Raw genomic sequence first — 25,594 nt, forward strand, 5'->3', positions numbered from 1 at the left:
CCGGCAGGCGCATCGGCTCCTTGCTCCGGCCTTTCTCCCGCCGCATATTCTCGGTCTTAATGCCGGCTCCCCCTCCCTCTCCGGGGAGAGGTCCTGCCGGTCCCGCCGGCATCCTCCTGGTGCCTGCGCAGGTCAATCAGCTGGTCCCGCAGGTCCGCCGCCCGCTCGAAGTTCAAGTCCGCCGCCGCAGATTCCATCTTCCTGCGGACCTCCTCGATCTGCTTCTTGAGTTCCTCCACAGACATATCCTCCGGAGACTTGCTGAAGGAGAGGTCCTCTTTGGCCAGTTCCCTGGAGATGGCGATGACTTCCTGCACCTTCTTCCGGATGGTCTTGGGGCTGATTCCATGCTCCTTGTTATAGGCCTTTTGGATCGTCCGCCTGCGGTTGGTCTCATCGATGGCAAGCCGCATGGAGTCCGTCACCGAATCCGCATACATGATGACATGGCCCTCTGAATTGCGGGCAGCCCGTCCAATGGTCTGAATCAGGGATGTCTCCGACCGGAGGAAGCCCTCCTTGTCCGCATCCAGAATGGCCACCAGACTGATCTCCGGAATATCCAGGCCCTCGCGGAGCAGGTTGATTCCCACCAGAACGTCAAAGATATCCAGGCGCAAGTCCCGGATGATCTGAGCTCGCTCCAGGGTGTCAATGTCGGAGTGAAGGTATTTGACCCGGATGCCCAATTCCAGCATGTAATCCGTCAGGTCCTCAGCCATCCGCTTGGTCAGGGTTGTGATCAAGACCTTGTGCCCCTTCTTCGTCTCCCGCCGAATCTCCCCGACCAGGTCATCGATCTGCCCCTCTACCGGACGCACACAGATCTTTGGATCCAGAAGGCCCGTGGGCCGGATCAGCTGCTCGGCCCGCATCAGTTCATGGTCCGCCTCATAGTCGCCGGGGGTCGCCGAGACAAAGAGCATCTGGTCGATTTTACTCTCAAACTCCGCGAAATTGAGCGGGCGATTGTCCAGGGCGGACGGGAGGCGAAAGCCATAGTCTACAAGAGACCTCTTCCTGGCCTGATCTCCGTTATACATGCCGCGAATCTGCGGCAGGGTGATGTGACTCTCGTCAATGATCATAAGGAAATCGTCCCCGAAGTAATCGATCAGACAGTAGGGCGCCTCCCCGGGCTTGCGGCCGGTCAGATGTCTGGAGTAATTCTCAATGCCGGAGCAAAAGCCCGTCTCCCGCAGCATCTCAATGTCGAAGTTGGTCCGCTCCGCGATTCGCTGGGCCTCCAAGAGCTTGTCGTTCTGCTTGAAGTAGCGGATCCGCTCATCCAGTTCCTCCTGGATGCTCTTGCAGGCCGCATCAATCTTCTCCTGGGGCACAACGTAGTGGCTGGCCGGGAAGATGGCTACATGCTCCATCTCGCGTCTGGCCTCCTGGGTCAGGGCATCCAGCTCGAGAATCCGATCAATCTCATCGCCGAAGAATTCCAGCCGATAGACATAGTCGCTGGCCACTGCGGGAAAGATATCCAGGACATCTCCCCGGACCCGGAAACTGCCGCGGGAGAAATCCAGGTCGTTTCTCGTGTACTGCATATCGACCAGAGACTTGATTGCGTCATCGCGGTCTATCTCCATGCCGGGCCGAAAGGAGACCATCATATTCTCATAGTCCTCCGGGGAGCCGATCCCGTAAATGCAGGAGACGGACGCCACAATCACCACGTCCCTGCGCTCCGCCAGGGCCGCCGTGGCGGACAGACGCAGCTTGTCAATCTCATCATTGATGGCGGAATCCTTGGCGATGTAGGTGTCGCTCTGGGGCACGTAGGCCTCGGGCTGATAGTAGTCGTAGTAGGAGACGAAATACTCCACGGCATTCTCCGGGAAGAACTCCTTCATCTCACTGTAGAGCTGGCCGGCCAGCGTCTTGTTGTGACTGATGATGAGGGTTGGCTTATTCAATTCCCGGATGACATTGGCCATCGTAAAGGTCTTTCCGGAGCCCGTCACCCCCTGTAACGTGGCGAACTGGTCCCCTTCCCTGAAGCCCTTGACCAGAGCCCCTATGGCCTTGGGCTGGTCTCCCGTCGGCTGATACTTGGCATGTAATACGAAATGGTCCATCTCTTCCCTCAAATCCGGCATCCCGGCGCATTCCCCGGGCTCCGTGTCATCGAACGTATATTCTGGTCTGCCTATTATAGCACGACTGTCTCTTAGCTTCCATGTCCATAAGGAAAGGGAAGCCAAGCGGCTTCCCCTCATACACATTCTGATAGCCCCTTCCCAGGAGACAGTCCCGTCCACCGGGCGTCATAATGATCACCGGCTTGCGCCGTGACAGTACTTGTACTTCTTTCCGGACCCGCAGGGACAGGGATCATTGGGATAGACCTTGGCGTGCTGACGGACCTTGGGGCCGGAGGCGGATACGGACAGGTTGGTGCCGGTCTCCTGGGCCACTTCTTCCCGCTCGACCGGACGCTCAATCCGGATCCGATAGAGCATCTGCACCGTCTCCTCGCGGATAGCCCGGTTCATCTCATCGACCATGTCATAGGAGATCCGCTTGTATTCGTCTACCGGATTGCGCTGCCCATAGCCCTGCAGGCCAATTCCCTGGCGCAGCTGGTCCATGTCATCAATCTCCTGCATCCAGTGCTGGTCAATCACCCTGAGGAGGACCACCCGCTCAATCTCGCGGAAATCATCCGGATTCTCGAACTCCGCCTCCTTCTTCTCATAGAGATTCAGAGCCTGCTCCCTCAGATACTCCTTGAGTTTGTCCACCCGCTTGATGTCTTTCAGACTCTCTCTTGACAGATTCTCCAGGGGGATGACCGGCAGGAGTGTCCTCTTTAGCTCATGAATATTCCACTCCTCACGATCCAGTTCCGGACCGATCACCGTATCCACAAGCGCATCGACATTGCTTGCGATCATATCGAGGATGTTATCCTTCATATTCTCGCCGTCCAGAACTCGCCGGCGCTGTTCATAGATGACTTCGCGCTGCTCATTCATTACCTGATCATACTCCAGCAGGCTCTTTCGGATGGCGAAGTTGTTGGACTCAATCTTCTTCTGGGCGTTCTCGATGACGAAAGAGAGCGCCTTGTGCTGAATGGGCTCATCCTCCACACCCAGGGACTCGAATACCCCCATCATTTTCTCTGATCCGAAGAGGCGCATCAGGTCATCTTCCAGTGAGAGGAAGAACTGTGACTCACCGGGGTCTCCCTGACGGCCGGAACGACCGCGCAGCTGGTTATCGATACGGCGCGATTCATGGCGCTCCGTGCCGATGATCTTGAGACCACCTGCCGCCTTTGCGTCCTCATCCAGCTTGATATCGGTACCACGACCGGCCATATTGGTCGCAATGGTCACTGCCCCATGCAGTCCCGCATTGGCGACGATCTCCGCCTCCTTCTCATGGAACTTGGCATTCAGGACATTGTGAGCAATGCCCTGGCGGGAGAGCATCTTGGAGAGGAGCTCGGAGACATCAATATTGATGGTGCCGATCAGGACAGGCTGTCCATACTCATGGGCCGCCATCGCCTCCTGAATCACAGCCTTGTACTTCTCCTTCTTGGTCTTGAAGACCACATCATCGAGGTCCACCCGGATCACCGGCATGTTGGTGGGCACTTCCACGACGTCCATCCCGTAGATATCCCGGAACTCCTGCTCCTCTGTGAGAGCGGTACCGGTCATGCCGGCCTTCTTATCATACTTGTTGAAGAAATTCTGGAAAGTGATGGTGGCCAGGGTCTGGCTCTCCCGCTTGACCTTCACGTGTTCCTTGGCCTCAATGGCCTGGTGCAGGCCGTCAGAGAAGCGGCGTCCGGGCATAATACGGCCGGTGAAGGAATCTACGATCAGGACCTCGTTGTCTTTGACCACATAGTCCTGGTCCCGGTGCATCAGGTGATGGGCCCGAAGGGCCAGGATCACATTGTGCTGGATCTCCAGGTTTTCAGCATCCGCCAGATTGTCCAGATGGAAGAAGCTCTCGACCTTCTTGACCCCGTCCTGGGTCAGACTGACCAGCTTGTCCTTCTCGTTGACGATGAAGTCTCCTGTCTCCTCGGGCATTTCTCCCATCAGGGCGTCCATCTTGGAGAGCTCCGGCATATCCTCGCCCCGCTTCAGCTGATTGGCCAGGACATCGCAGGCCTCGTAGAGACGGGTGGACTTGCCGGACTGGCCCGAGATGATCAGAGGCGTCCTCGCCTCATCAATCAGGACGGAGTCCACCTCGTCGATGATGCAGTAGTGAAGTCCGCGCTGGACCATTTCGTTCTCGTAGACCACCATGTTGTCTCGCAGGTAGTCGAATCCAAGCTCGTTGTTCGTAATGTAGGTGACATCATTTTCATAGGCCTCGCGGCGGGCATCCTTATCCATGTCATTTAAGACACAGCCGCAGGTCAGCCCCATAAAGCGGTGCACCTGCCCCATCTGGTCCGCGTCACGCTTGGCCAGGTAGTCATTGACCGTGACGATATGCACCCCCTGGCCTGTCAATGCATTGAGATAGGCAGGCATGGTCGCCACCAGGGTCTTACCTTCACCGGTCTTCATCTCGGCAATGCGGCCCTGGTGGAGGATGATAGCGCCGATCACCTGTACCTGGAAGGGCTTCATACCCAGAACCCGGTAATCCGCCTCCCGCACAGCGGCATACGCCTCCGGAAGCAGGTCTTCCAGACTCTCTCCGGCGGAATAGCGATCCTTGAATTCTGTCGTCTTGGCTGCCAGTTCATCATCCGTCAGATCCTGCATGGCCTTGTCATAGGACTCGACCTTCCTGACAAGAGACATGATTCTCCTGACCTCCCGCTGGCTGTGTGTGCCGAAAATTTTACTTGTTAAGCCCATAGGATCTCCTGATTAAAATCAAACACTTCTTCATTTATTCGCTGAATTTATGCCTCTTCTGTCACAAGTCCCCTCGAGGAGAAGGCGGAGGTCCGACATGGGCTCCCGCCACGCTACCCGACATTTTAGCACGAATCAAAGATTGTGCACAAGTTTTCCGGATGTTATATTGTCAGAATTTTTTACAATTTTATTGTTTAATCCCCGTAAACTATTCTGAATATTATTTGTTTGCAGTTTTCTTCTTGACAATCCCTTCATGCCCCTGTATGATGAGATCACAAAGAAACAAGAAGAACCGACCGGTCAACATCACTTCTTACTTCTTTTTCAATCATAAACGATGATCAGATTGGAGGTACAGTCCGAAGGGCCACATACGAACTACCCTAACCGCAATCAACCGGTATAAGTTGATAGAATCTTTCTGATCCATACGCATCCGACTTTCAAATAGAAGCTATTTCAGCTTAGGTTCCATGAGGTGAACCGAAGAAGACAAGACGAAGAGATGACGGGTGACTCAAGTATGAAGATATCAGATGATTCGGATGAAAAGGCGTGCGAGTCGATCTCGCCGAATGGAATCAAGAGACAGATAACCGAAAGGTGGTAACATTCCATTGGACAACTTAATTGAAGCGAATTCATAGGCGGGGATCCTGGTCGAAGAGAAAGGCCAAGGTCCTCGCTTACTTTTTGTTTTGCCTCAAAGACAGGTCCGGGAGGCCTGCCCTTCTTGTATCATTCTTCTCCGAGGATCACCAGGAAATCAGCTCATAGCCGTCCTCTGTGACAAGGACCTGATACTCCCACTGGGCAGACAGGGACCCATCCAGGGTATAGATCTCCCATCCATTCTTCTTGTCGGTGTAGACCCTGTTGGACCCGGCATTGATCATGGGCTCAATGGTGAACATAAGCCCCGGAGCCATCACCATCTCTGTCCCCCGCCGGGTCGTAAAGCCGACCCAGGGATCTTCGTGGAAGCCATTGCCCACCCCGTGGCCGCCGATCTCCCGAACCACCTGATAACCGCAGGACTCGGCATAGTCATTGACCGCCTGTCCGACATCACCCAGAAAGCCCCAGGGCTTCACCTGCTCTAAGCCCAGATCACAGGCCCTCTTGGTGGCTTCGACCAGGTCTCTGGCCTCCTTGCTGACCTGACCGATCATAAACATGCGGGAGGAATCCGCATATTTCCCGTTTAAGATCGAGGTGCAGTCCACATTGATGATATCCCCCTCCTTGAGGATCACATCCGCGGACGGGAAACCGTGACAGACCTGGTCATTGACCGAAGTACAGACGCTGTAGGGGAAGCCCTCATAGTTGAGCGGGGCGCAGATCGCGCCATAGCCGGCCGTCTTCTCCGCGACAATTCGGTCGATCTCTAAGGTGGACATTCCCGCGCAGATCTTCTCCTCCACCTCATCCAGGACCGCCCGATTGACCTTAGCCGCTTCCCGGATCATCTCAATATCTCTTTGGGTCTTGATCAGGTCATGTCCTGGGACAATATGACCCCTGCTTTTCAGCTGGTCCAGCTTCTGATCAAATGCCAAATGGCACTGCTTGTACTTGCGTCCGCTGCCACACCAGCAGGGCTCATTTCTTCCAACTTTCATCTTCCACTTCTTTCTTCTCGATTCACGAAAGCCCGGCCCTCTTCTTCTTGACCGGGCCAAGATGAGCCGGTCCTTCTCTTCTTCCGCAATTCTCCTCTCAGAACTCAAATCTGTCAACTGATCCCTGCGATGGGACCTCGCCTTCCGTAACCTGTACCGGCAGCCAGTCCTTCCCCTTACTCCCGCGGTAGAGCCAATCCGGCCCCGTCGCAATCAGATCCTCTGATCCGTCTGCCCGCCTGATGTAGACTTCTCCGATCACGGCAAAGGCTCTGTCCGACGATCTCTCCCGGGAGTCCGCATCTTCTTTCTTGTGCTCCGCCCCCTGGGCCAGCGGCAGAATCTCCAGGAGATTCTCGTCGGCCAGATAATTGGAAATATTGCAGGTCAGATAGGATCCCTCCATATCGCTTCCGATCTGCGCGATCGGGCTCCCATTCAGAAGCACTTGTGCCGCTTGGCTGCAGGCCACATAGAGGCGGCCTGACAAGATCCTGCGGCCCGCATCAGGGGCATCTGTCCTTGTATCCGGATCCTGACCCGGGTCATAGTCGTCCTCTGCCCCTGCCAGGGAGAAGAGCCGGAGAAAGCCCCTGTTCTCCTCTCCCTCTGCAGCCTTAATCCAGACGCCCTCCCAGGCTTCGTCCATCTTGCAAGTCTCAAATATCGCCGGTTCGCTCTCAGCCGCCTCCCGCTCCTCGCTGACCGCCTGCAGCTTGACATAATAGCGGGTCCTTGGGGCCAGCTCCAACTTCATGACTTGTCCCCCGGCCTTGAGTTGTTCCCCCTGCAGGGCTCCGATCTCATGCTTCATGCCCGGATCCGAGTAGACAAGAAGACGGGTCAGGATCAGGCGCTTGGCCCGCATCTGCTCAATCTTCCAGGAGAAGAGGACCTGACCCTGCGGAGAGATCCCCACCGGGTTCTCATAACCATTGACCTTCAATTCGCTGATCTTCATTTGCTTCCTCTCCGATGGTCTGTTTTCGAAAGACAGAAGCCGGCCACTATCATCGCCTCGATACCCAATGGAAGTTCGCGATCGATAGTGGTCGGCTTCTGTCATTCAAAACCAACGCTTCAATTTCAAAACCGGATTGCCCCCAACCGGCAACTAGACACCCAGTCGACGGATTGCCGTAACTGGACCGGCCCACTGGTTGTAGCGGCGGCCATAGCGGATACCCGCACTGGGATTCTGCGCTTCAACGACGACGCCTCCCCCGGCATAGATAGCGACATGGCCCGGATAGCAGATGATGTCCCCCGGCTGCATATCACTCTCAGACACAGGCTTGCCCACATTGACCAGAGTGGCGGATGTATAGCCGTGGCAGTTGGCCTGAGCCTGACTGAGCAGGCCGAAGTGAGCCATGACCTGGCCGACGAAGCCGGAGCAGTCTGCCCCATTGGTCAGGGAAGTGCCTCCCCAGACATAGGGACGGCCCACAAACTGGCAGGCATAGGCGACGATGGCGCTGCCGCCTGTATAATGCGCCGTAGTTGTCTTTGGCTTCTGTAAGGATCCATTGTTGGGTTTGTTATTGTTATTGTTGTTGTTATTATTCTTGGTCTGTGGATTGCCTCCGCTGTTATTGGAAGGCTGGTTCCTGTTGTTTTGATTCTGCCTTTCCTGGTTGATCCGGTTCTGTCTCTGAATCTCAGCCAGTCTCGCAGCGGCCTCGCGCTCCTGCCTCTGCCGCTCCAGTTCTGCCTGTCTGGCAGCCAGTGCCTTGGCCTCCTCCAGCTGGGCAGACAGGTTGCTGGCCTCACCCTGCTTGGAAGAAATCATGGTGTTGAGATTGGTCTGCGTCGCCTTCAGGTCTCCCTGACGGGCGCCCAGCTCGGCCTTCTCCGTCTCCAGAGCCTTCTTCAGGGCGGTGATCTCCTCTACCGTCGCCTTGTAAGATCCCAGGAGGTTGCGATCATATGTGTAGAGCTGACTGGAATACTCAACCCGATTGACCAGGTCCGCAAGACTTCCGGCCTCTGCCATAATTGCCAGGAAGGAATTGCTGTCTCCCGACTCATACATGCTCTTGATCCGAGCCTTCATATCCTGATACTGCTGATCTGCGGAAGCCTGCGCGGCCTTGATATTCTCCTCTGTATCGGCAATCTCCTTCTGCTTGTCTGAGATCTGTGTCTGCAGATCTTCCAACTGCTTGACGACCTGCACCAGATTGCTGTCAAGAGAGGCGAGTTCACTCTGAACCTTCGCCTGCTGCGCCTCGATTTCGCTGATCTCCGCCGCGTCCGCCTGAGAGTGCGAATTCGGCAGTGTCATAGCGAGTGAGGCTAAGACCAGTGAAAGAGCAATTCCCTTGGCTGCAAGCTTATAAATACGTCTGCGCATATTGAAAACTCCTTATTCCTCACACAGCTGCATGCGGATCTCTTTGGTGATGATATCTGTATAGCTGAAGCTCAAGAGCTGAGCCGGCTTCTTCTCATCCCTGTCATCCACCAGAATTGTGAAGACGCTGGGATAGGCCTCCTGAATAATTCCCTCCTGAATATCGATCTTATTTCTTCCACGGTCCAGTTGAAGTCGAACCCTGCTTCCGCAGCTCTGAGCAACGGAAGCCCGTACCTTGTCGAAATCTGAAGTTTCCATCTGTCATCCTTCCTGGTGCCGGATCCACTCGATAGACAGCAGGGCGGGAAACCCCGGATATAGCGGACCACATTTTGGCTAATAATAACATCTCAGAGCTATTTTGTCAAAGTTCTGTAACATTTATTTGACTTTTCTCTGTGAACTTTGTTTGACTTATGAATCGCTTCTTTTGGGCTCGGCAGAATCTTTTCCACCACCTTGTGCTATGATTACAGACAGGAACTATTGATGAAAGTTACTTTAATCCCTCTGGCCCACGCCGGCTTTTCCCAAGGAGACCCCTATGATCCGAGGCATCATCACCATTCTCTTCCTACTTCTCTTTCTGCTCCTGACAAGCCCTCTGCTTCTTGGCATCTGGCTCTGGCGCAAGCTGTCCCCGGAAGGCGCCTGGCGGCTGGCCCACCGGATCCTGTCCCCGACACTCAAGTTGATCCAGAAGCTGGTGGGAGTCAGACTGATTGTCCGCGGCCTTGACAATATTCCCCGAGACAGGGCAGTGATCTATATGGGCAACCACCGCAGCTTCTTCGATGTCATCTGCTCCCTCCCCTGTCTTCCCGGGCCCACCTCCTATATCGGCAAGAAGGAATTCTCCAAAATTCCCCTCTTGTCCGCTTGGATGTCCTGCCTCGGCGTCCTCTTTCTGGACCGCAGGAACCCGCGCGAGGGCCTGAAAATGGTCTTAGAGGCCGTCGACCTGCTGGGCCGCGGCCGCTCCATCTTCATCTACCCGGAGGGCAGCCGGTCCAGGACCAACTCTATGCTCCCCTTCCACGCTGGGAGTTTTAAGATCGCCGGGAAATCCGGAGCTCCCATCGTTCCGGTTGCCATTAGCAACAGCTCCAGAGCCCTGGAGGACCGGTTCCCCCACTTCCCTTGGACGCGTAAGTCCACCATTATCCTGTCCTTCGGTCCCGTCATCGAGACCGATGGCTTGGACCGGCAGGAGATCCGCCGCCTTCCCGACCGGGTGCGCGCCTGTCTGACCGACATGCTCCTTGCGAATGGCGAACTCTGGCAGCAAGAGGCCTCAAAGCGAGAACTGAGGGAATACGCCTCCGGAAAGGCCTCTCCCTCCAACCCTGGCATAAGTTCGGATGATGTGGATCAGGGGGCTTGGGAGAGGAGCTGATGGCCTGTGCCTTCTTCCTCCTGCTCTTCCCCGGTCGTTTCCTCCCGGTCCTTCTTGGCCGCCCGGATGGCCTCGTTGAGAGAGAGCATCTTTGCGTCCAGCATGGAGACGAAGTCCGCGCACTCCCGCAGATCCCTGCTGATATAGGCCGGGGCCTTGCCCTCGAACTTATAATAGATCTTGTGCTCTAAGGAGGCCCAGAAGTCCATCGCCATGGTCCGAATCTGAATCTCCACCTTGGTATCCACCACTCGGTCGGACAGGGAGATCGGGATAGAGACCAGGAGATGATAGGACTTGTAACCGGACTCCTTGGGTCTTGATATATAGTCCTTGACATGGAGAATCTTCAGGTCATTCTGCCTTTGAATCGACTCCACAATCCGGTAGATGTCCGATGTGAAGGAACAGACAATGCGGATTCCCGCGATGTCGTTGCAGTAGCGGACCATATTCTGGATGGTGGACTCGTAGCCGTTTCTCTTGAGCTTGGCCACGATGCTCTCCGGCGTCTTGATTCTGGACTTCACGTATTCAATGGGATTGTACCGGTGCACATGCTGAAACTCATCGATCAGGATCTCCACCTTGGTGTTGATCTCCTTGAGCGCCGAGTTGTACAGGAGCATCATGGTATTCCAGCTGTCAGGGCCTTCCCCGATCACTTCCAGTGCTTCCATCTCTTACCTCCCCCAACTGAAACTCACTCCTTTTATTCTAGCATAGATCCTCCTCGATCACCCGGACCTCCAGATAATCAAAGGGGACCTCCTCAATGAAGGATTCCCGGCCGAACCGGGTCCTGGCATGCCGCCGGAACTCTCTGATATTCTTGTCGAGCCAGATCGGCTTTGGCAGATCCAGAGCATAGCAGGCCTCCTCCAGGGCCGCATAAATCTTCCTGGTCCGGCTTCTTACGCTCTTATCTTCAACCGTATAGTCCGCGATATACTTGCCGGAGGCAATCTCCCGAACGTCAATCCTCATTTGCGTCCTTCCCTTCTCTGCCTCGCAGCCTCATACATCAGGATTCCCGCCGCCATGGCCGCATTGAGAGACTCCAGCTGTCCTCCCATGGGGATTCGAATCCTGACATCCGCAAGCGCTGCCGAGGCCTCCCCCAGTCCCTTGCCCTCGTTGCCGATCAGAAAGCCGCAAGCCCCCCTGTAATTGGCCCGGTCATAGTCACAGTCTGCCCGTAAATGCGCCGCATAGAGGCAGACCCCCTCTTCCTTCAGCCGCCGAAGGCAGGAGACCAGATCCTCCGCAACCAGCCAGGGGACCCGGTAGAGGGAGCCCATGGTAGACCGTATGACCTTGGGGGAGAAGAGGTCCACCGTGTCCTCGCTCATGATGATGCCGGTCACCCCCGCTCCCTCCGCGGTCCGAAACATGGTCCCCAGATTGCCGGGATCCTGCACATGATCCAGAATGAGGAGCTGGGTCCTGTCTGCGTCCAGCAGGTCAGGCCAACGGTAGGAGGGCTTACGCACCAGGGCCAGAATCCCCTGGGGTGTCACCGTGTCGGACATATGGGTCATAACCGCGTCGGAGACTTCCACCGGCATCCGGCTTTGAAGCTTACCATAGGTCTCATCAGACCCGTGTTCTGCCAGAAAACGCTCCGAGACATAGACCTCTTCCAGCAGGGAATCCGGGGTCTCTGCGACCATCCGCAGGCCCTCCGCCACGAAGACACCCTCTTTGCGGCGGGCCTTGGCCTTCTTCTGCAGTTGGAGGATCCGCCTGATGCGGTCATTGGATGTACTTGAGATCATTTTACTCCTCGCAAAAGGCCTCCCGGCTCCTGCATTCGGCCGGAAGCCGCCTGTGAAGGCCCGGAAGGTCCCCTCACAAGAAAATAGAGAAAGCAGCCCGCTGCCTCCTCTATCTCTTGCTTCTTCCTGCTATTTCTCCCTAGTTGGACAGGACCCGACAGATCTCCAACTGGTACTTGTCCAGATCCTTGTTCATTGCCAGAGCCTCATCGATATCAAAGTCCTGGAACTCTCCGTGGTTATATCCCACAACCCGGTTGGTCTTGCCCTCACAGAGGAGGTCCACTGCCATAGCGCCCATGGTGGAGGCATATACCCGGTCCTTGGCAGAGGGAGAGCCGCCGCGCTGCATGTGACCCAGGATGGTCGCGCGGGTCTCGATCCCGGTTGCAGCCTCAATCCTCTTGGCCATGGATGCAGAGTGTCCGATCCCCTCGGCATTGACAATGATGTGATGCCGCTTGCCACGGCGACGGTCTGCGATAATATGATCTACAATCGACTGCTCATCATAGTTGTAGATCTCCGGGAGAAGAACATCCTCCGCTCCGTTTGCAATGCCGCACCAGAGGGCAATATAGCCGGCCCCCCGTCCCATCACCTCAATGATCGAACATCTCTCGTGAGAGGTCGAGGTGTCACGGACCTTGTCAATCGCCTCCATAGCCGTATTCACTGCCGTATCGAAGCCAATGGTGTACTCCGTGCATGAGATGTCCAGGTCAATCGTTCCCGGAAGACCGATCGTATTGATCCCATGTGCGGCCAACTTCTGAGCTCCCTTGAAGGATCCGTCTCCGCCGATGACGACCAGACCGTCGATCCCGTGCTTCTTGCAGATATCAGCCGCCCTCTTCTGGTACTCCTCCTGGGCGAACTCCAGGCAACGGGCCGTCCGAAGAATGGTTCCGCCCTTTCCGATGATATCGGAGACGCTGTGTCCGTTCATCTCCTCAATCTCCTCGTTGAGCAGGCCCGCGTAGCCGCGGTGGATTCCCTTGACCTGCTTGCCGGCCGCAAGGCTCCTGCGGACAACGGCCCGAATCGCCGCATTCATTCCGGGCGCATCACCACCACTGGTCAATACGCCGATGCAATTAATCTCTTTCGCCATGGATTTGTCCTCCGTAGATATATACCAGAGTTATTTTACCGCCCATCTCATTTCTTTTCAATAGAGGCTCTGTGTCAGCCGCTCTCTGCCGAAGGAATACCTGCCGCAGACAAGCCGGACATTCTCCGGTCCGAAGAGGTCCCGAAGGCGGTCTAAGGAGTCCCGGTCGGTCCCTGTCTTCCAGTCCTCAGGCATCCGGCGGACGGCCTTGTCCGCCTCGCGGTAAATCACCAGGCAGGCAGGCCTCTCCCCGCTTGTATCGGGGGCCTCCCGGGCGACGTGACAGAGCCCACCAAGCGCCTCTTCCTTCGCCTGATAGTCCGCTTGATCCCGGATCCGGAGCCAGACCTCCATGGGAACGCGGTCGAAGGGAATGATGTCTTCCGCCAGGAGCTTGGCGTCCTTGTCAATCTCAACGCCGGTCCTGCCGGAGACAAGAAGCTTGGCATCCTCCTCCAGAAGCCCCCGGACCCGCTCGTACACCCTCGGGAAGACCACAACCTCCACGGACCCGTACAGATCCTCGAGACTCAGGATGGCCATGGGCTGATTGCTACGGGTAAAGCGAACGGTCTTGGAGCTGAGCATCCCGGCCAGAACCACCCGCTTCTTATCCTCGATGGGCGCCTGCCCCTTCTCCTCATCCAGGCGGAACTCCGGACTTGTGCTCGTAGTGTTTTTTCGAATCAATTCCAGATCGTCTTCCAGCGGATGCCCGGAGACATAGATCCCCAAGACCTCCTTCTCAAATGCCAGAAGCTGCTGCCTGTCAAACTCCCCAACCCTGGGCATCTGAAAGGCAAACTCCTGCCTGACATCCTCCCCCGCGATATCAAAGAGGCTCATCTGCCCTGCCATCGAGTGCTTCTTCTCGGAGGACACCCGGTCCATGATCGTGGGAAAGATGTAGGTCATCTGCCGGCGGTTCCCGTCCAGGGAGTCGCAGGCTCCCGCCTTGATCAGATTCTCAACCGACCGCTTGTTGATGGCCTTATCGGCCATCCGGGTCAGAAAGTCCTCAAGGGTCCGGAAGGGGCCCCTGGCCTTCCTCTCCGCGACAATCGCATCAATGACCGGATGGCCCACGCTCTTGATGGCATACATGCCGTAGTGGACTCCCCTGGCGTCAGCCAGAAAGCGACCATCTCCCGAGTTGATATCCGGCGGCAGAACCTCGATTCCGATCTCCCTGCAATGAGCGATGTACTGGGCCACCTTGTCCGAATGATTGATGAAGGTGGTCATCAGGGCGGCCATGAACTCCTTGGGATAGTGGTATTTGAGATAGGCTGTCTGATAAGTGATCACGGCATAGCAGGCAGCATGAGACTTGTTAAATGCGTAGTTGGCAAAATCCATCATCTCATCGAAAATCTTGTTGGCCGCCGCCTCCGGCACTCCCCTGGCAAGGCAGCCGTCCACACCCTCTTCCCGGTTTCCGAAGACGAAATTATGGCGCTCTCTCTCCATCTCGTCCGCGTGCTTCTTGGACATGGCCCGACGGACCAGGTCCGCTCTTCCCAGAGAATAACCGGCCAGCTGCTGGACAATCTGCATGACCTGCTCCTGGTAGACAATACAGCCATGGGTGGACTCTAGGATTGGCTTTAACTGAGGGCAGTCGTAGACAATGGACCCGGCCTCCTTCTTCCCCCGTATATAGCGGGGAATGAAGTCCATGGGGCCCGGGCGATAGAGTGCGATTCCCGCAATAATATCGTCCAGGCTGGCCGGCTTTAGCTCCTTCATGAAGCTCTTCATGCCGTCCGACTCCAGCTGGAAGACTCCCTCACACTGGCCCCTGCCGATCATGGCATAGACGTCCGGATCATCATAGGGGATCTTCTCGATGTCCAGCGCAAGCCCCGGATGGTTGGCCCTGGCATTGGAGACCGCATCCGTGATGACGTTCAGGGTCCGAAGGCCCAGGAAGTCCATCTTGAGCAGGCCCAGTTCCTCCACCTCAATCATGTTGAACTGGGTGACAATGTTTCCATCCGTGCCCCGGGCCAGGGGCACATACTCATTCATGGCCTTGGCGGCAATCACGACACCGGCGGCGTGGGTAGAGGAATTCCTCGGCAGGCCCTCCAGCTTCCGGGCTGTATCAATCAAGTTCCGGATGCTCTCATCCTCATCGTAAGACTTCTTCAACTCCGGATTTGCTTCCAGGGCCTTGTCAATCGTGATTTTCAGCTCCTGGGGAATGGACTTGGCTACCCCGTCCACCAGACCATAGGGGAGGTCCAGGACGCGTCCGACATCACGGATGGCATTCCTGGGCGCCAGAGTTCCGAAGGTGATAATCTGAGTAACCGCATCCTCCCCGTACTTTTGGGTGACATAGCGGATGACGTCCCCCCTGTGCTCGTAATCGAAATCCACGTCAATATCGGGCATGGTGACCCGTTCCGGGTTCAGGAACCGCTCGAAGATGAGCTGAAAGCGGATGGGATCGATGTCCGTGATCCCTGTTGTATAGGCCACAAGGGAACCTGCGGCGGACCCCCGGCCCGGGCCGACTGCGCAGCCATGGGTGCGGGCATAATTGATGTAGTCCCAGACGATGAGGAAGTAATCCACATATCCCATCTTCCGGATGACTCCCAATTCATACTCCAGCTGGGGTCTGAGTTCCTCAGCCTGATCCCCGTAGCGGCGGACCAGTCCCTCAGAGCAGAGCTTATTGAGATAGGTCCAGGCATCATAGCCCGCAGGCACGGCGTAGTGCGGCATCTTGGTCACACCGAACGAAATGGTCACCTGACAGCGGTCAGCAATCTTCTGTGTGTTCTCAATAGCCTCCGGGGCAAAGGGAAAGAGCTCCCGCATCTCCTCCTCGCTCTTGACATAGTACTGGCCGCCCTCATAGCGCATCCGGTCGGCATCGCCGATCTTCTTGCCCGTCTGAATACAGAGGAGAACATCATGGGCCTCCCAGTCCTCGGCCAGGGTATAGTGGCAGTCATTGGTCGCCAGCAGGGGAATTCCCGTATCCTTGGACAGACGAACCAGTTCCTGGACGACACGGCCGTCAATGGCCTGGCCGTGGTCCTGCAGCTCCAGGTAATAATTGTCGTGGCCGAAGACCCCCTCATGCCACAGGGCGGCCTCTCTCGCCGCTTCATACTGGCCCCGCGCCAAGTACTTCTGCACCTGGCCGGCCAGGCAGGCGGAGCTGCAGATCAGGCCCTCGTGATAGCGTTCCAGGATCTCCCTGTCAATACGGGGCTTGTAGTAATAGCCATCCACGAATCCGGCGGAGACGATCTTGATCAGGTTGGCATAGCCCTGATTGTTCTCGGCGATCAGAATCAGATGATAGTAGCGGTCCTCTCCGCCAGCGCTCGGGTCTCTGTCGAAGCGGGAACCGGTCGCCACATATACCTCACAGCCGATCAGGGGTTTGATTCCCTGGGCCAGGCACTCCTTATAAAATTCAATCACACCGTACATGACCCCATGGTCTGTGATGGCTGCCGCATTCATTCCCAGCTCCTTAACCCGGCTCACATAGTCTCGGATCTTATTGGATCCGTCCAGGAGACTGTACTGGGTATGCGTGTGAAGATGGACAAAGGACATGGATTACTCCTCTCACTCCACCTCTACAATTCGAGGGGAACTGCCGCGAACCAGAAGTATGATTCCCGCATACGTTGCGATCATCCCTCCGAAGAGGCAGACAAAGAAGCTCACCGGGTTATCTGACGAGATGACAAGGCCCGGAAGGAAGGCACTCGCGGCATTAAAAGCCATATGAAGAAGAATCACCAGGGTCAGATTCTGCGCCTTCTCCTTGACATAGCCCAGGGCCAGGCCAAGGAGAAAGGCCATGGAGCCCTGGAGCATGTTCATGTGAAAGAGGCCAAAGAGGAGGGCCTGGATGATATTCGCCGCCCAGAAGCCACCCGCGCGGCGGGCATAGCCCATGGTCAGACCTCTGAAACAGAGCTCCTCACAGATGGGACCCAGGCAAACGGCATAGAGGATCATGGGGAGCGACAGCTGCATCTGGTCCAGACCGGACGAGCGCAGGATCCCCTGATACTCGGCCAGCCACTGGGGCACCAGGGCCGCCAGGGTGTTCATGAAATAGGTGGCCAGATACTGTGCCCCCAGGGTGTAGATCAGGATCCCCGGGATGAGGATCCAGGACCAGTGCTTATACTGGCGGACCAGGCAGCGGTAATCCCTGGCGGGCTTCTGGGTCAGAAGAAATTCTCTGCGATACCAGATGCCGAACCAGATCACGCAGATGGCAGCGTAGCTTACAAGGCTGAAGCATACAAAGTCCTGCCCCCCGACCCGCTTTGCTATTCCCTGAATAAAGTCTGCATAGCTGGACCCGCTGAAGCCGGCGGCCTCGTCCACCAGGAGAATCTGGCTTGCGAAGATAGAGACCAGGTTCTGGACCAGGGCTGCTGCCAAAAAGGGCAGAAGGATATGCCAGCCTCCGGTATTGCGTCCGGGCCGGCGCTTCTCTTTGGGCGGGGTGTTCATTGAATTCTCAGGCATGGATGCTTCCTCATCTCTTCTTGACTTACCAACCTATTCTAGCATAGAGGGTCCTTGTCCGGTCCACAGAAAAACTGCGGAGAAATGGAAATCCCATCGGAAATCCCATCTCTCCGCAGTTCCTGTCAGCGATCGAACTGTCTTCTCTTAGAACTTGCCGTCCTTGGCAGCCTCTTCCACAGAAACCGCAACCGCAACCGTCGCTCCAACCATGGGGTTGTTGCCCATTCCGATCAGTCCCATCATCTCAACGTGGGCCGGAACGGAAGAAGAACCCGCGAACTGCGCATCGGAGTGCATGCGGCCCATGGTGTCGGTCATGCCGTAAGAGGCAGGGCCTGCCGCCATATTGTCGGGATGCAGGGTGCGTCCGGTGCCGCCGCCGGATGCGACGGAGAAGTACTTCTTGCCCATCTCGTTGCACTCCTTCTTATAGGTGCCTGCGACGGGATGCTGGAAGCGGGTGGGATTGGTGGAGTTGCCGGTGATGGATACTCCGACATTCTCATGGTGCATGATGGCAACGCCCTCCTGCACATCGTCAGCGCCGTAGCACTTGACAGAGGCCCGAATTCCCTTGGAATAGGGGGTCTCGCTGATGATATTGAGCTTGGCATTGTGATAGTCGTACTGGGTCTCAACGAAGGTAAAACCGTTGATGCGGGAAATGATCTGGGCCGCGTCCTTGCCGAGTCCATTTAAGATAACCCGCAGGGGCTTCTGGCGAACCTTGTTGGCCTTGGTCGCAATTCCGATTGCTCCCTCCGCTGCCGCGAAGGACTCGTGGCCTGCCAGGAAACAGAAGCACTCGGTCTCCTCCTCTAGGAGCATCTTGCCCAGATTGCCGTGACCGAGTCCTACCTTGCGGTGGTCAGCGACAGAGCCGGGGATGCAGAAGGCCTGCAGTCCCTCTCCGATTGCTGCCGCTGCGTCCGCTGCACGCCGGCAGCCCTTCTTGATCGCGATGGCCGCGCCGACGGTGTAAGCCCACTTGGCGTTCTCAAAACAGATATTCTGAATGCCCTCTACCATGTGGTAGACGTCAAGGCCCGCATCCTCCGTGATCTTCTTAGCCTCTTCGATGTCCTTAATGCCATAGCTGTTCAATACGGAAGTGATCTTCTCGATTCTTCCCTCATAATTCTCAAATAATGCCATGATTCTCGTCTCCTTCCTCTCGAATGATCACTCTTTGCGGGGATCGATGAACTTAACCGCATCATCAATCCGCCCGTACTGACCCTTGGCCTTCTCCCAAGCGGTGTTGGGGTCATCACCCTTCTTGATAAAGTCAGTCATCTTGCCGAGCGAGACGAACTTATAGCCAATCACCTGATTATCCTCATCCAGAGCCAAGTCTGTGACATAACCCTCGGTCATCTCCAGGTAGCGAACGCCCTTGGCCTTGGTCGCATACATGGTTCCGACCTGAGAGCGAAGCCCCTTGCCCAGGTCCTCAAGTCCGGCTCCGACCGCAAGTCCGTCATCAGAGAAAGCGGACTGGGAGCGGCCGTATACGATCTGGAGGAAGAGCTCCCGCATGGCCGTATTGATTGCATCGCACACAAGATCTGTGTTCAGAGCCTCGAGAATGGTCTTTCCCTGAAGGACTTCTGCTGCCATTGCGGCGGAGTGCGTCATGCCGGAGCAGCCAATGGTCTCCACCAGAGCCTCCTCAATGATCCCGTTCTTGATATTCAAGGAGAGCTTGCAGGCGCCCTGCTGAGGTGCGCACCAGCCAACACCATGGGTGAAGCCGGAGATATCACCTATCTGCTTGGCATGGACCCACTTTCCCTCCTCCGGGATGGGAGCGGGTTCATGCTTTGCGCCCTTGGCGATCGGGCACATATTCTGTACTTCTGTCGTGTAGATCATTGTTGAACTCCTTTCATAGATGCAACAATACGACACGGTACTCCCACATACCGCACATATCGTTCATATTTTCACATAGAAAACAGTCTTCGTCTAGGATTAATTTAAAAAGGGCTCGTCTCCAGGAAGGCAAAGGGGTCTCCCTCTTCCAGAAAATGCATGAGCTGATAGGCTGTCGGCAGGCTGACCTTACCCTCGGTCAGAATCTCCCGCACCCGGGCCCGATCCGCAAGAATAATCTCGATCTCCTCGCTGTCCTCCTCGTTGGCATTGCTGGGGATACCGCTGGCATAGCCATAGACAATCCCGTTGTTCTCGTCGGTCATGCCGATCGTTGTAAAGCGGGCCCTCTCGAAGATGGGATCCACATCCAGAATGGAAAGCGCAAGACCGGTCTCCTCGAAGGTCTCTCGCACGGCGGCCTGGTACATATCTTCCCGGTCATCGACCAGGCCCGCGGGCAGTTCATAGACATAGTCATCCACTGCCGCCCGGTACTGGCGGACCATTACGACACAAAGGTCCTGGGACCGGCGCAGCAAGCGGCAGGCCTCCCTGTCAGCCGGGTCAATGGTCCTCTCTCCGGCATAGAGCGCGTAGATGATCACCGCATCTACCTTCTCCCCCTTGCGCTTCATCTGGAGATCTTCCACCCCTCTTGCCCGGGATGCCAGCTGGTAGCGCATGGGGGCTCCGGTCTTCTTCCTTCCCTCGAGAATATACATATTCAGGAATTTCTCATCCGTGATCTTGTAGATCTTCTCTATCTTCGCCATTTCCTTACCTTCCGCCGCATCCGGCGATGCATGCGCCCTGAATCAATTCATCAGGCTCCGAATTGGTCCCGCAGACTTTTTACAACTTCCGAAAAGCCCATGAAGTGTGAAGCCTTAATCAGGACTGTGTCTCCTTCCCGCAATTCCCTCTTCAGGTATTCAAGCATCCTGTCCCGATCCGGATAGGACTGGACCTGCATCCGATGTGAGGCTTTTCCCCCCTTTCCCGCAGAGGTCCGCCCGGACTCCTCAGCGCAGAAAGACTCTGCTCCTGTGGCAATCTCCTGCCCCAGGGGACCTGCGGTATAGAGGAGGTCAATCCCCAGCTCTCCCGCATAGCGGCCGACAGCAAAGTGCATGTCCGGGGCATTCTCCCCCAGTTCTCCCATATCCCCGAGGACTGCGACCTTGCGCCCTTTGGCCTTGGCCAGAACCGCAAGTGAGGCCCGCATGGAAGATGGATTGGCGTTATAGCAGTCATCGATCAGGGTCAGCCCTCCCGCTTGCATGAAGTGCACCCTTCCCGCAATGGTCGCAGCCTCCTCCATCCCGGCCCGAATCTCCGCAAGGTTTAAGCCCAGGCACTGGCCGACCGCCGCCGCCGCCAGGGCATTATAGACATTGTGCTCGCCCGGAATGGGAATGGTGGCCTCAAAATCCCCGCCGGGCGTTTTGAAGGAGGCGGCGATCCCCTCCATTCCCAGGGGTCTCAGCTTGCCGGCCCGGTAAGTCTCCCTGGACAGACGATCCTGATCGGTATATGAGGCGCTCCTGACATAACAGCCCTCTGCCAGTCCATCCCGGACTTTTGCCCTAGCCAGCTGATCTGCGATCTCCCTGTTTTTCTCAGCCAGTTTGTCCCGGTCTCTCTCTCTGGCAGCAGCGGAGGCGTCCTTCCCCAGGCCGTAGAAGATGATCTCGGCTCCGCCTGCTTTGGTCACACAATTTAAGTGGTCATCATCCCCGTTTAAGATCACCCTGGCTCCCTCTGCCAGGAAGTCGAAGACCTCCGTCTTGGCGGCCAGGATCCCGTCTCTTGTCTTCATGAATTCCAGATGGGCTTCCCCGATATTGGTGATGACTACGATATCCGGGCGGGCGATTTCCGCCAGTCTCGACATCTGCCCGAAGTTGTCAATTCCCATCTCGACAACGGCGACCCGGTGAGACTTGCGAATCTTCAAGACGGTCATGGGCATGCCGATCTCATTGTTGAAGTTGCCCTCGGTCTTCAGCACAGGGAAGCGCTGTCCTAAGACAGAGGCCACCATCTCCTTGGTAGAGGTCTTGCCCACACTTCCGATGATCCCCACTATGGGAATATCAAGCTGCCTGCGATAAAAGGCGGCAATGGCAAGAAGGGCCTTCTCAGAGCTCTCGACCCGGATATAGGGGCCGGCAGGCTCTGGCAGTTCCCGCTCCGAAAGAGCGCAGGCTGCCCCCATCTCAAAGGCCTGCGGGATGAAGCGGTGGCCGTCCACCCTCTCCCCCACGAAGGGGATAAAGAGAAAGTCCCTCTCTATCTGCCGGTTGTCCGATACTACACCCGCGATGGTCAGATTGACATAGTCGGCCCGCATGTGTCCATTGACATAGGGTTCCCGGTCCGGGAAGATGAGTTCCCCGGCGCAGGCAGCCGCTATGTGCTCTAAGGTCATATTCTTCATCGCTTCTCCCTCTCCTGTCTGTCGGCAGGTAAGACCGCCCTCTGAAAAGTACTCTCTTATCTATCCTATTCTGCACAAAAATCCCTCTGCCCGCAATGGCGCAGAGGGATTTGGCGCAGGAATCTGACCCGGCCGGCAGGCCAGATCGAATCGGGCCGGCAGCCTTGGCGGCGAAGGTCAATGCCTGTATTTCTTGAGAGAAATGCGGATGATCTCCTCACAGAGGTCGTCATAGGTCATGCCCAGGGCCGCCTCCTCCTGGGGCAGGAGGGAGGTGGGCGTCATCCCCGGCAGGGTGTTGGCCTCCAGGCAGAAGATCCGGCCGGATTCATCCAGGAGGAAGTCCTGGCGGGAATAGGTCGTAAGTCCCAGGGCATGGCAGACATCTAAGGCGTACTTTTGCATCTGCAGCGTCAGCTCCCGGGGCAGATCTGCAGGGCAGGTCTCAACCGCAGACCCGGCCGCATACTTGTTCTTAAAATCATAGAATCCCTTGAGGGGAGCAATCTCAATCACTGGAAGAGCTTGGTCCTCCATGACGCCGACAGAGAACTCTCTTCCCTTTACATAGTCCTCGATCACCACCTGGTCTTCCCAGTGAAAAGCTTCCTCCAGGGCCTCCTCCAGCCGGCTCGGGTCACGGACAATGGTGACCCCGACGGAGGATCCGCCGCAGGCCGGTTTGACCACGCAGGGATAGTGGATTGCCGCCTTCTTGTCCGCATCCTCCCGCTCCTTTTTGCTCAGGGTGATCCCCATGGGAGTCGGGATCTTGTGCGCCGCAAAGAAGGTCTTTGCCACGCCTTTGTCCATAGCAATCGCGCAGGGCAGGTAGCCGTTCCCCGTGTAGCGGATTCCAAAGAGGTCAAATGCGGCCTGGACCTTCCCGTTCTCTCCGTCGGCACCGTGCAGGGCCATAAATACAATATCCGATGCCCGACAGATCTCAATGACATTGGGGCCGAAGAAGGTATCGGACCGGTCCTTGCGACTCGCCCTGACCGCCGCGATGTCCGGTGCCTCGTCGGGAATATCCTCCACCTTGACAGAGGCCTCCTCTGCCCGGTCGAAGATCCCTGTGATATCGCAGGCCTCGTCCCCATAGCCCATGAAGACATCCAAAAGCAGAACCTGATGTCCCTTGCGGCGAAGGGCGCCGGCCACCATATCTCCGGACTTAAAGGACACATCACGCTCTGTACTCAGGCCGCCTGCCAGGACAACTATCTTCATCACCCATACTCCTTCATCTCTATCAGACAGGAACCGATGCAAAAATGCCCTTTTGCGCCGGTTCAAACAGGACTCTCATGTCTGGTCAAGTGTACTTCAAACAGGGTGAATTCGCAAGAAAATCAGCAGGCAGACGGCTCTTTCTAGAGGACTGCAATCCCAAGCGGCCTCTGCATCAATCGTCTCTCCTTGAGCTCCTCTGACTTCCGGCCGGGCAGCATAGTGCATATCCCGTGGATGGACCGTCGGTCCCGCTGGTAGCTGTCCTCATCCCCCAGAGCCCGAACGATCTCCATATGCGTGCGAAGAAGTCTGGCCAAAAGCAGGACGCTGCCGTCTTGCCGCATATTGGAGATGGCCTCGTTGATGTAGATAAGGGCGAACTCATAGACCTGCTGCGATGCGTAGCAGAGGGCCATATTGTTCTGGGCAACTGCCAAAAGCCTGCGCATGGGGACCTGATTGCGGCTCCGCTCCTTGATCACGGTCATCAGGCCGCCCAGGAGATGGGCCGCCTTCCTCTCCTCCCCGCCATAGAGGTAGACCAGGCCCAGAATATTGAGAAGATGTACCTCCAGCCGATCCGGGGACATGGCCGGGATGGGCTTCATCGGGTCAAAGTTCGCGCGGCTGATCGAGATTGCCTGCAGGGTTGTCTCCTCCAGCCGATGGCAGAAGCGAAGGGCTTCCTCCTTAAAACACCGGCTTTCGTCCCGGTCATCCCGGGTCCTGCCGGCGGGGCTTCCCTCGGCCAGCATCCCGGTCCCGCCTCTCCTCCCGGCCGGCATCCCGGCCACGGTGCCGCTTGGATTTGGTCCCTTCCCAGGGGCAGGAGGCGGAAAGAATCTCTCTCCCAGGGACTGTATCATCCGGCTCTGCGCCTTGATCATCTCCAGAAGCCCCAGGAGTTCCATATACTGTCTGGCCGCCACGTCGTCATGCCCGGCCAGTTGTTCCATGATCCACAGCCAGTCTTGATCCTCTTCTAAGATCCCCAGTTCCAACAGCCGATAGAGCCTCTGCTTGATTTGTTCGGTCAGATACTCCTCTGTGCTGGAGCAGGACCAGCAGAAATCAACCGGCAGACCCAGCCGGTCCAATAATTTCATCAGCAGGCGAAAGGCCGGCATCTGTTCTCCCGTCTCGATGCGCGACATGGTGCTGCAGGAACAGAGTCCCTCGCACAGTCTGGTCTGGGAGAGGCCCAATTCCTCTCTCCTTCGCCGGATTAACCCCCCGATTTGGTCTTTGTTGTAAGCAAAACCGGGCCCGGCATACGCCCGGTCCTCCATCTTTGTCATAACATACCTCCCCTGAACAATTAGAAACACATAATTTGTCGCGTGATTTTCATTTTCTCCCCAGAAATAAAAATCAACTCTTCTTAATCTTATCATCCAAAAGGCCTGCCGGTTATGACATCCCATGCAAGCACGGGGACATTCCGACAGGCCTCTTCTCCTTGTTCGAATCAAGTGGGATCCGCAATTGATCTCATCTGATTCTTATCTTCTGATTTTATTTTCTCTTAAATCTCAGCTGCACATCCTGAATCTTATGAAAGTGCGCCTTCCCGGCACAGATCAGAGTTCCGATCTCAGACGGATCATGGATCAGACCTCCGGCTCAATCAGGCCGTAAGTTCCGTTTCTTCTGCGGTAGACCACATTCACCGCATCCGTCTCGGCATTGGTGAATACGAAGAAATTGTGTCCCAGAAGTTCCATGTGCGCGCAGGCGTCCTCTGCGTACATGGGCTTCAAGTCGAACTTCTTGGTGCGGACGATCTTGATCTCCTCCTCGTCGTCCTCACCGAGTTCCTCCTCGAATACGGGATTTAAGACCGCTCCCCTTTGCGACCGATCAATGAGTTTATGCCGGTACTTGGTCAGCTGGTCCTCGATTCCCTCGGAGGCCGCATCAATCGAGACATACATATCATCTGTCGTCTTCTCGCAGCGGACAATTCCTCCCTTGACGGGGATGGTCAGCTCCACCCTCTGTCCGGCCTTATCTATACTCATGGTGACATAAGCACATGTATCATCTCGGAAGTAGCGATCCAACTTGGAGAGCGCATCCTCCACCGCGCTCTTCAGACCATCCGTCAGTTCAATGTTGCGTCCGGTAATCGTTGTCTTCATAGTATGTTCCTCCAATTTCTAGGGGGAGAAGCCTTGTCCTTCTCACACTTTCATTATAAACATTTATGACCCGGCATCAAGCAAATCGCCGCAATATATTCTGATAATTATTTTGTTTATCTCTGTTTTATTTGATAAGTAAACCCCTCTCCGATCCCCTATAATAGAGATACCTACGGATTTATTTTATGGAGACGGGTCTTTGATACTTCCCACCCTTTAGTATGATCGAGAAATGCCGTAACGAAGC

General features: G+C 56.2%; 20 protein-coding genes. 1 reads left to right on the top strand and 19 read right to left on the bottom strand.

Annotated elements, in window-relative coordinates:
* Positions 1-56: 56 nt before the first annotated feature.
* From uvrB to ACO5R6_RS01105, 6 genes are all read right to left on the bottom strand, one after another.
* Positions 57-2,087, bottom strand: a complete 2,031-nt coding sequence (gene uvrB, locus ACO5R6_RS01080) for an excinuclease ABC subunit UvrB (RefSeq protein ID WP_485625329.1) — start codon at positions 2,085-2,087, stop codon at positions 57-59.
* Between the two features lie 198 nt (positions 2,088-2,285).
* Entirely contained in the window at positions 2,286-4,850 is a 2,565-nt protein-coding gene (gene secA, locus ACO5R6_RS01085; RefSeq protein ID WP_485625330.1) for a preprotein translocase subunit SecA, read from the bottom strand.
* Positions 4,851-5,611: 761 nt separating this feature from the next.
* Entirely contained in the window at positions 5,612-6,481 is an 870-nt protein-coding gene (locus ACO5R6_RS01090) for a methionyl aminopeptidase (protein WP_485625331.1), read from the bottom strand.
* Positions 6,482-6,578: 97 nt separating this feature from the next.
* The gene (locus ACO5R6_RS01095) at positions 6,579-7,442 is read right to left on the bottom strand and encodes a glycoside hydrolase family 78 protein (RefSeq protein ID WP_485625332.1); all 864 of its coding nucleotides are present in this window, start codon (positions 7,440-7,442) and stop codon (positions 6,579-6,581) included.
* Positions 7,443-7,595: 153 nt separating this feature from the next.
* A complete protein-coding gene (locus ACO5R6_RS01100; RefSeq protein WP_485625334.1) occupies positions 7,596-8,837 on the bottom strand; it encodes a coiled-coil domain-containing protein in 1,242 nt (413 codons plus the stop codon).
* A 12-nt stretch (positions 8,838-8,849) separates the two neighbouring features.
* Positions 8,850-9,098: a Veg family protein gene (locus tag ACO5R6_RS01105; protein WP_485625335.1), complete on the bottom strand. Its 249-nt coding sequence runs from the start codon at positions 9,096-9,098 to the stop codon at positions 8,850-8,852.
* A gap of 286 nt (positions 9,099-9,384) precedes the next feature.
* Between ACO5R6_RS01105 and ACO5R6_RS01110 the strand changes: the two genes are divergently transcribed.
* On the top strand, positions 9,385-10,236 hold the full coding sequence (locus ACO5R6_RS01110) for a lysophospholipid acyltransferase family protein (RefSeq protein ID WP_485625336.1): 852 nt from the start codon (positions 9,385-9,387) through the stop codon (positions 10,234-10,236).
* Here ACO5R6_RS01110 and ACO5R6_RS01115 read toward each other — a convergent pair.
* From ACO5R6_RS01115 to hpf, 13 genes are all read right to left on the bottom strand, one after another.
* Positions 10,212-10,916, bottom strand: coding sequence for a GTP pyrophosphokinase (locus tag ACO5R6_RS01115; protein WP_485625337.1), 705 nt, complete (start codon positions 10,914-10,916; stop codon positions 10,212-10,214). The two genes, ACO5R6_RS01110 and ACO5R6_RS01115, sit on opposite strands and share 25 nt — an antisense overlap.
* A 37-nt stretch (positions 10,917-10,953) precedes the next feature.
* Entirely contained in the window at positions 10,954-11,223 is a 270-nt protein-coding gene (locus ACO5R6_RS01120; RefSeq protein WP_485625338.1) for a hypothetical protein, read from the bottom strand.
* A complete protein-coding gene (locus ACO5R6_RS01125; RefSeq protein WP_485625339.1) occupies positions 11,220-12,014 on the bottom strand; it encodes a TrmH family RNA methyltransferase in 795 nt (264 codons plus the stop codon). Before ACO5R6_RS01125 ends, ACO5R6_RS01120 begins: the two co-directional genes overlap by 4 nt.
* 139 nt (positions 12,015-12,153) lie before the next feature.
* Positions 12,154-13,128, bottom strand: coding sequence for a 6-phosphofructokinase (pfkA, locus tag ACO5R6_RS01130; protein WP_485625340.1), 975 nt, complete (start codon positions 13,126-13,128; stop codon positions 12,154-12,156).
* A gap of 57 nt (positions 13,129-13,185) precedes the next feature.
* On the bottom strand, positions 13,186-16,713 hold the full coding sequence (locus tag ACO5R6_RS01135; RefSeq protein ID WP_485625341.1) for a DNA polymerase III subunit alpha: 3,528 nt from the start codon (positions 16,711-16,713) through the stop codon (positions 13,186-13,188).
* A gap of 12 nt (positions 16,714-16,725) precedes the next feature.
* A complete protein-coding gene (locus ACO5R6_RS01140; RefSeq protein ID WP_485625342.1) occupies positions 16,726-17,646 on the bottom strand; it encodes a CPBP family intramembrane glutamic endopeptidase in 921 nt (306 codons plus the stop codon).
* A gap of 147 nt (positions 17,647-17,793) precedes the next feature.
* Complete coding sequence (locus tag ACO5R6_RS01145; RefSeq protein WP_485625343.1) at positions 17,794-18,804, bottom strand: GGGtGRT protein; 1,011 nt, start codon at positions 18,802-18,804, stop codon at positions 17,794-17,796.
* A 27-nt stretch (positions 18,805-18,831) separates the two neighbouring features.
* Entirely contained in the window at positions 18,832-19,524 is a 693-nt protein-coding gene (locus ACO5R6_RS01150) for an iron-sulfur cluster assembly scaffold protein (protein WP_485625344.1), read from the bottom strand.
* Between the two features lie 104 nt (positions 19,525-19,628).
* Positions 19,629-20,300 (bottom strand): NUDIX domain-containing protein, encoded by a 672-nt coding sequence (locus ACO5R6_RS01155; RefSeq protein WP_485625345.1) that lies wholly within the window; start codon positions 20,298-20,300, stop codon positions 19,629-19,631.
* Between the two features lie 50 nt (positions 20,301-20,350).
* Entirely contained in the window at positions 20,351-21,967 is a 1,617-nt protein-coding gene (locus tag ACO5R6_RS01160; RefSeq protein ID WP_485625346.1) for a UDP-N-acetylmuramoyl-tripeptide--D-alanyl-D-alanine ligase, read from the bottom strand.
* Between the two features lie 177 nt (positions 21,968-22,144).
* Positions 22,145-23,200 (bottom strand): D-alanine--D-alanine ligase family protein, encoded by a 1,056-nt coding sequence (locus ACO5R6_RS01165; protein ID WP_485625349.1) that lies wholly within the window; start codon positions 23,198-23,200, stop codon positions 22,145-22,147.
* Between the two features lie 143 nt (positions 23,201-23,343).
* On the bottom strand, positions 23,344-24,501 hold the full coding sequence (locus tag ACO5R6_RS01170; protein ID WP_485625347.1) for a helix-turn-helix domain-containing protein: 1,158 nt from the start codon (positions 24,499-24,501) through the stop codon (positions 23,344-23,346).
* 312 nt (positions 24,502-24,813) lie between these two features.
* Positions 24,814-25,344 carry a ribosome hibernation-promoting factor, HPF/YfiA family gene (hpf, locus tag ACO5R6_RS01175; protein WP_485625348.1) on the bottom strand — a complete coding sequence of 177 codons (531 nt, stop codon included), beginning with the start codon at positions 25,342-25,344 and terminating at the stop codon, positions 24,814-24,816.
* Positions 25,345-25,594 lie beyond the last annotated feature (250 nt).

It is taken from the genome of Shuttleworthella sp. (genome assembly GCF_057251025.1).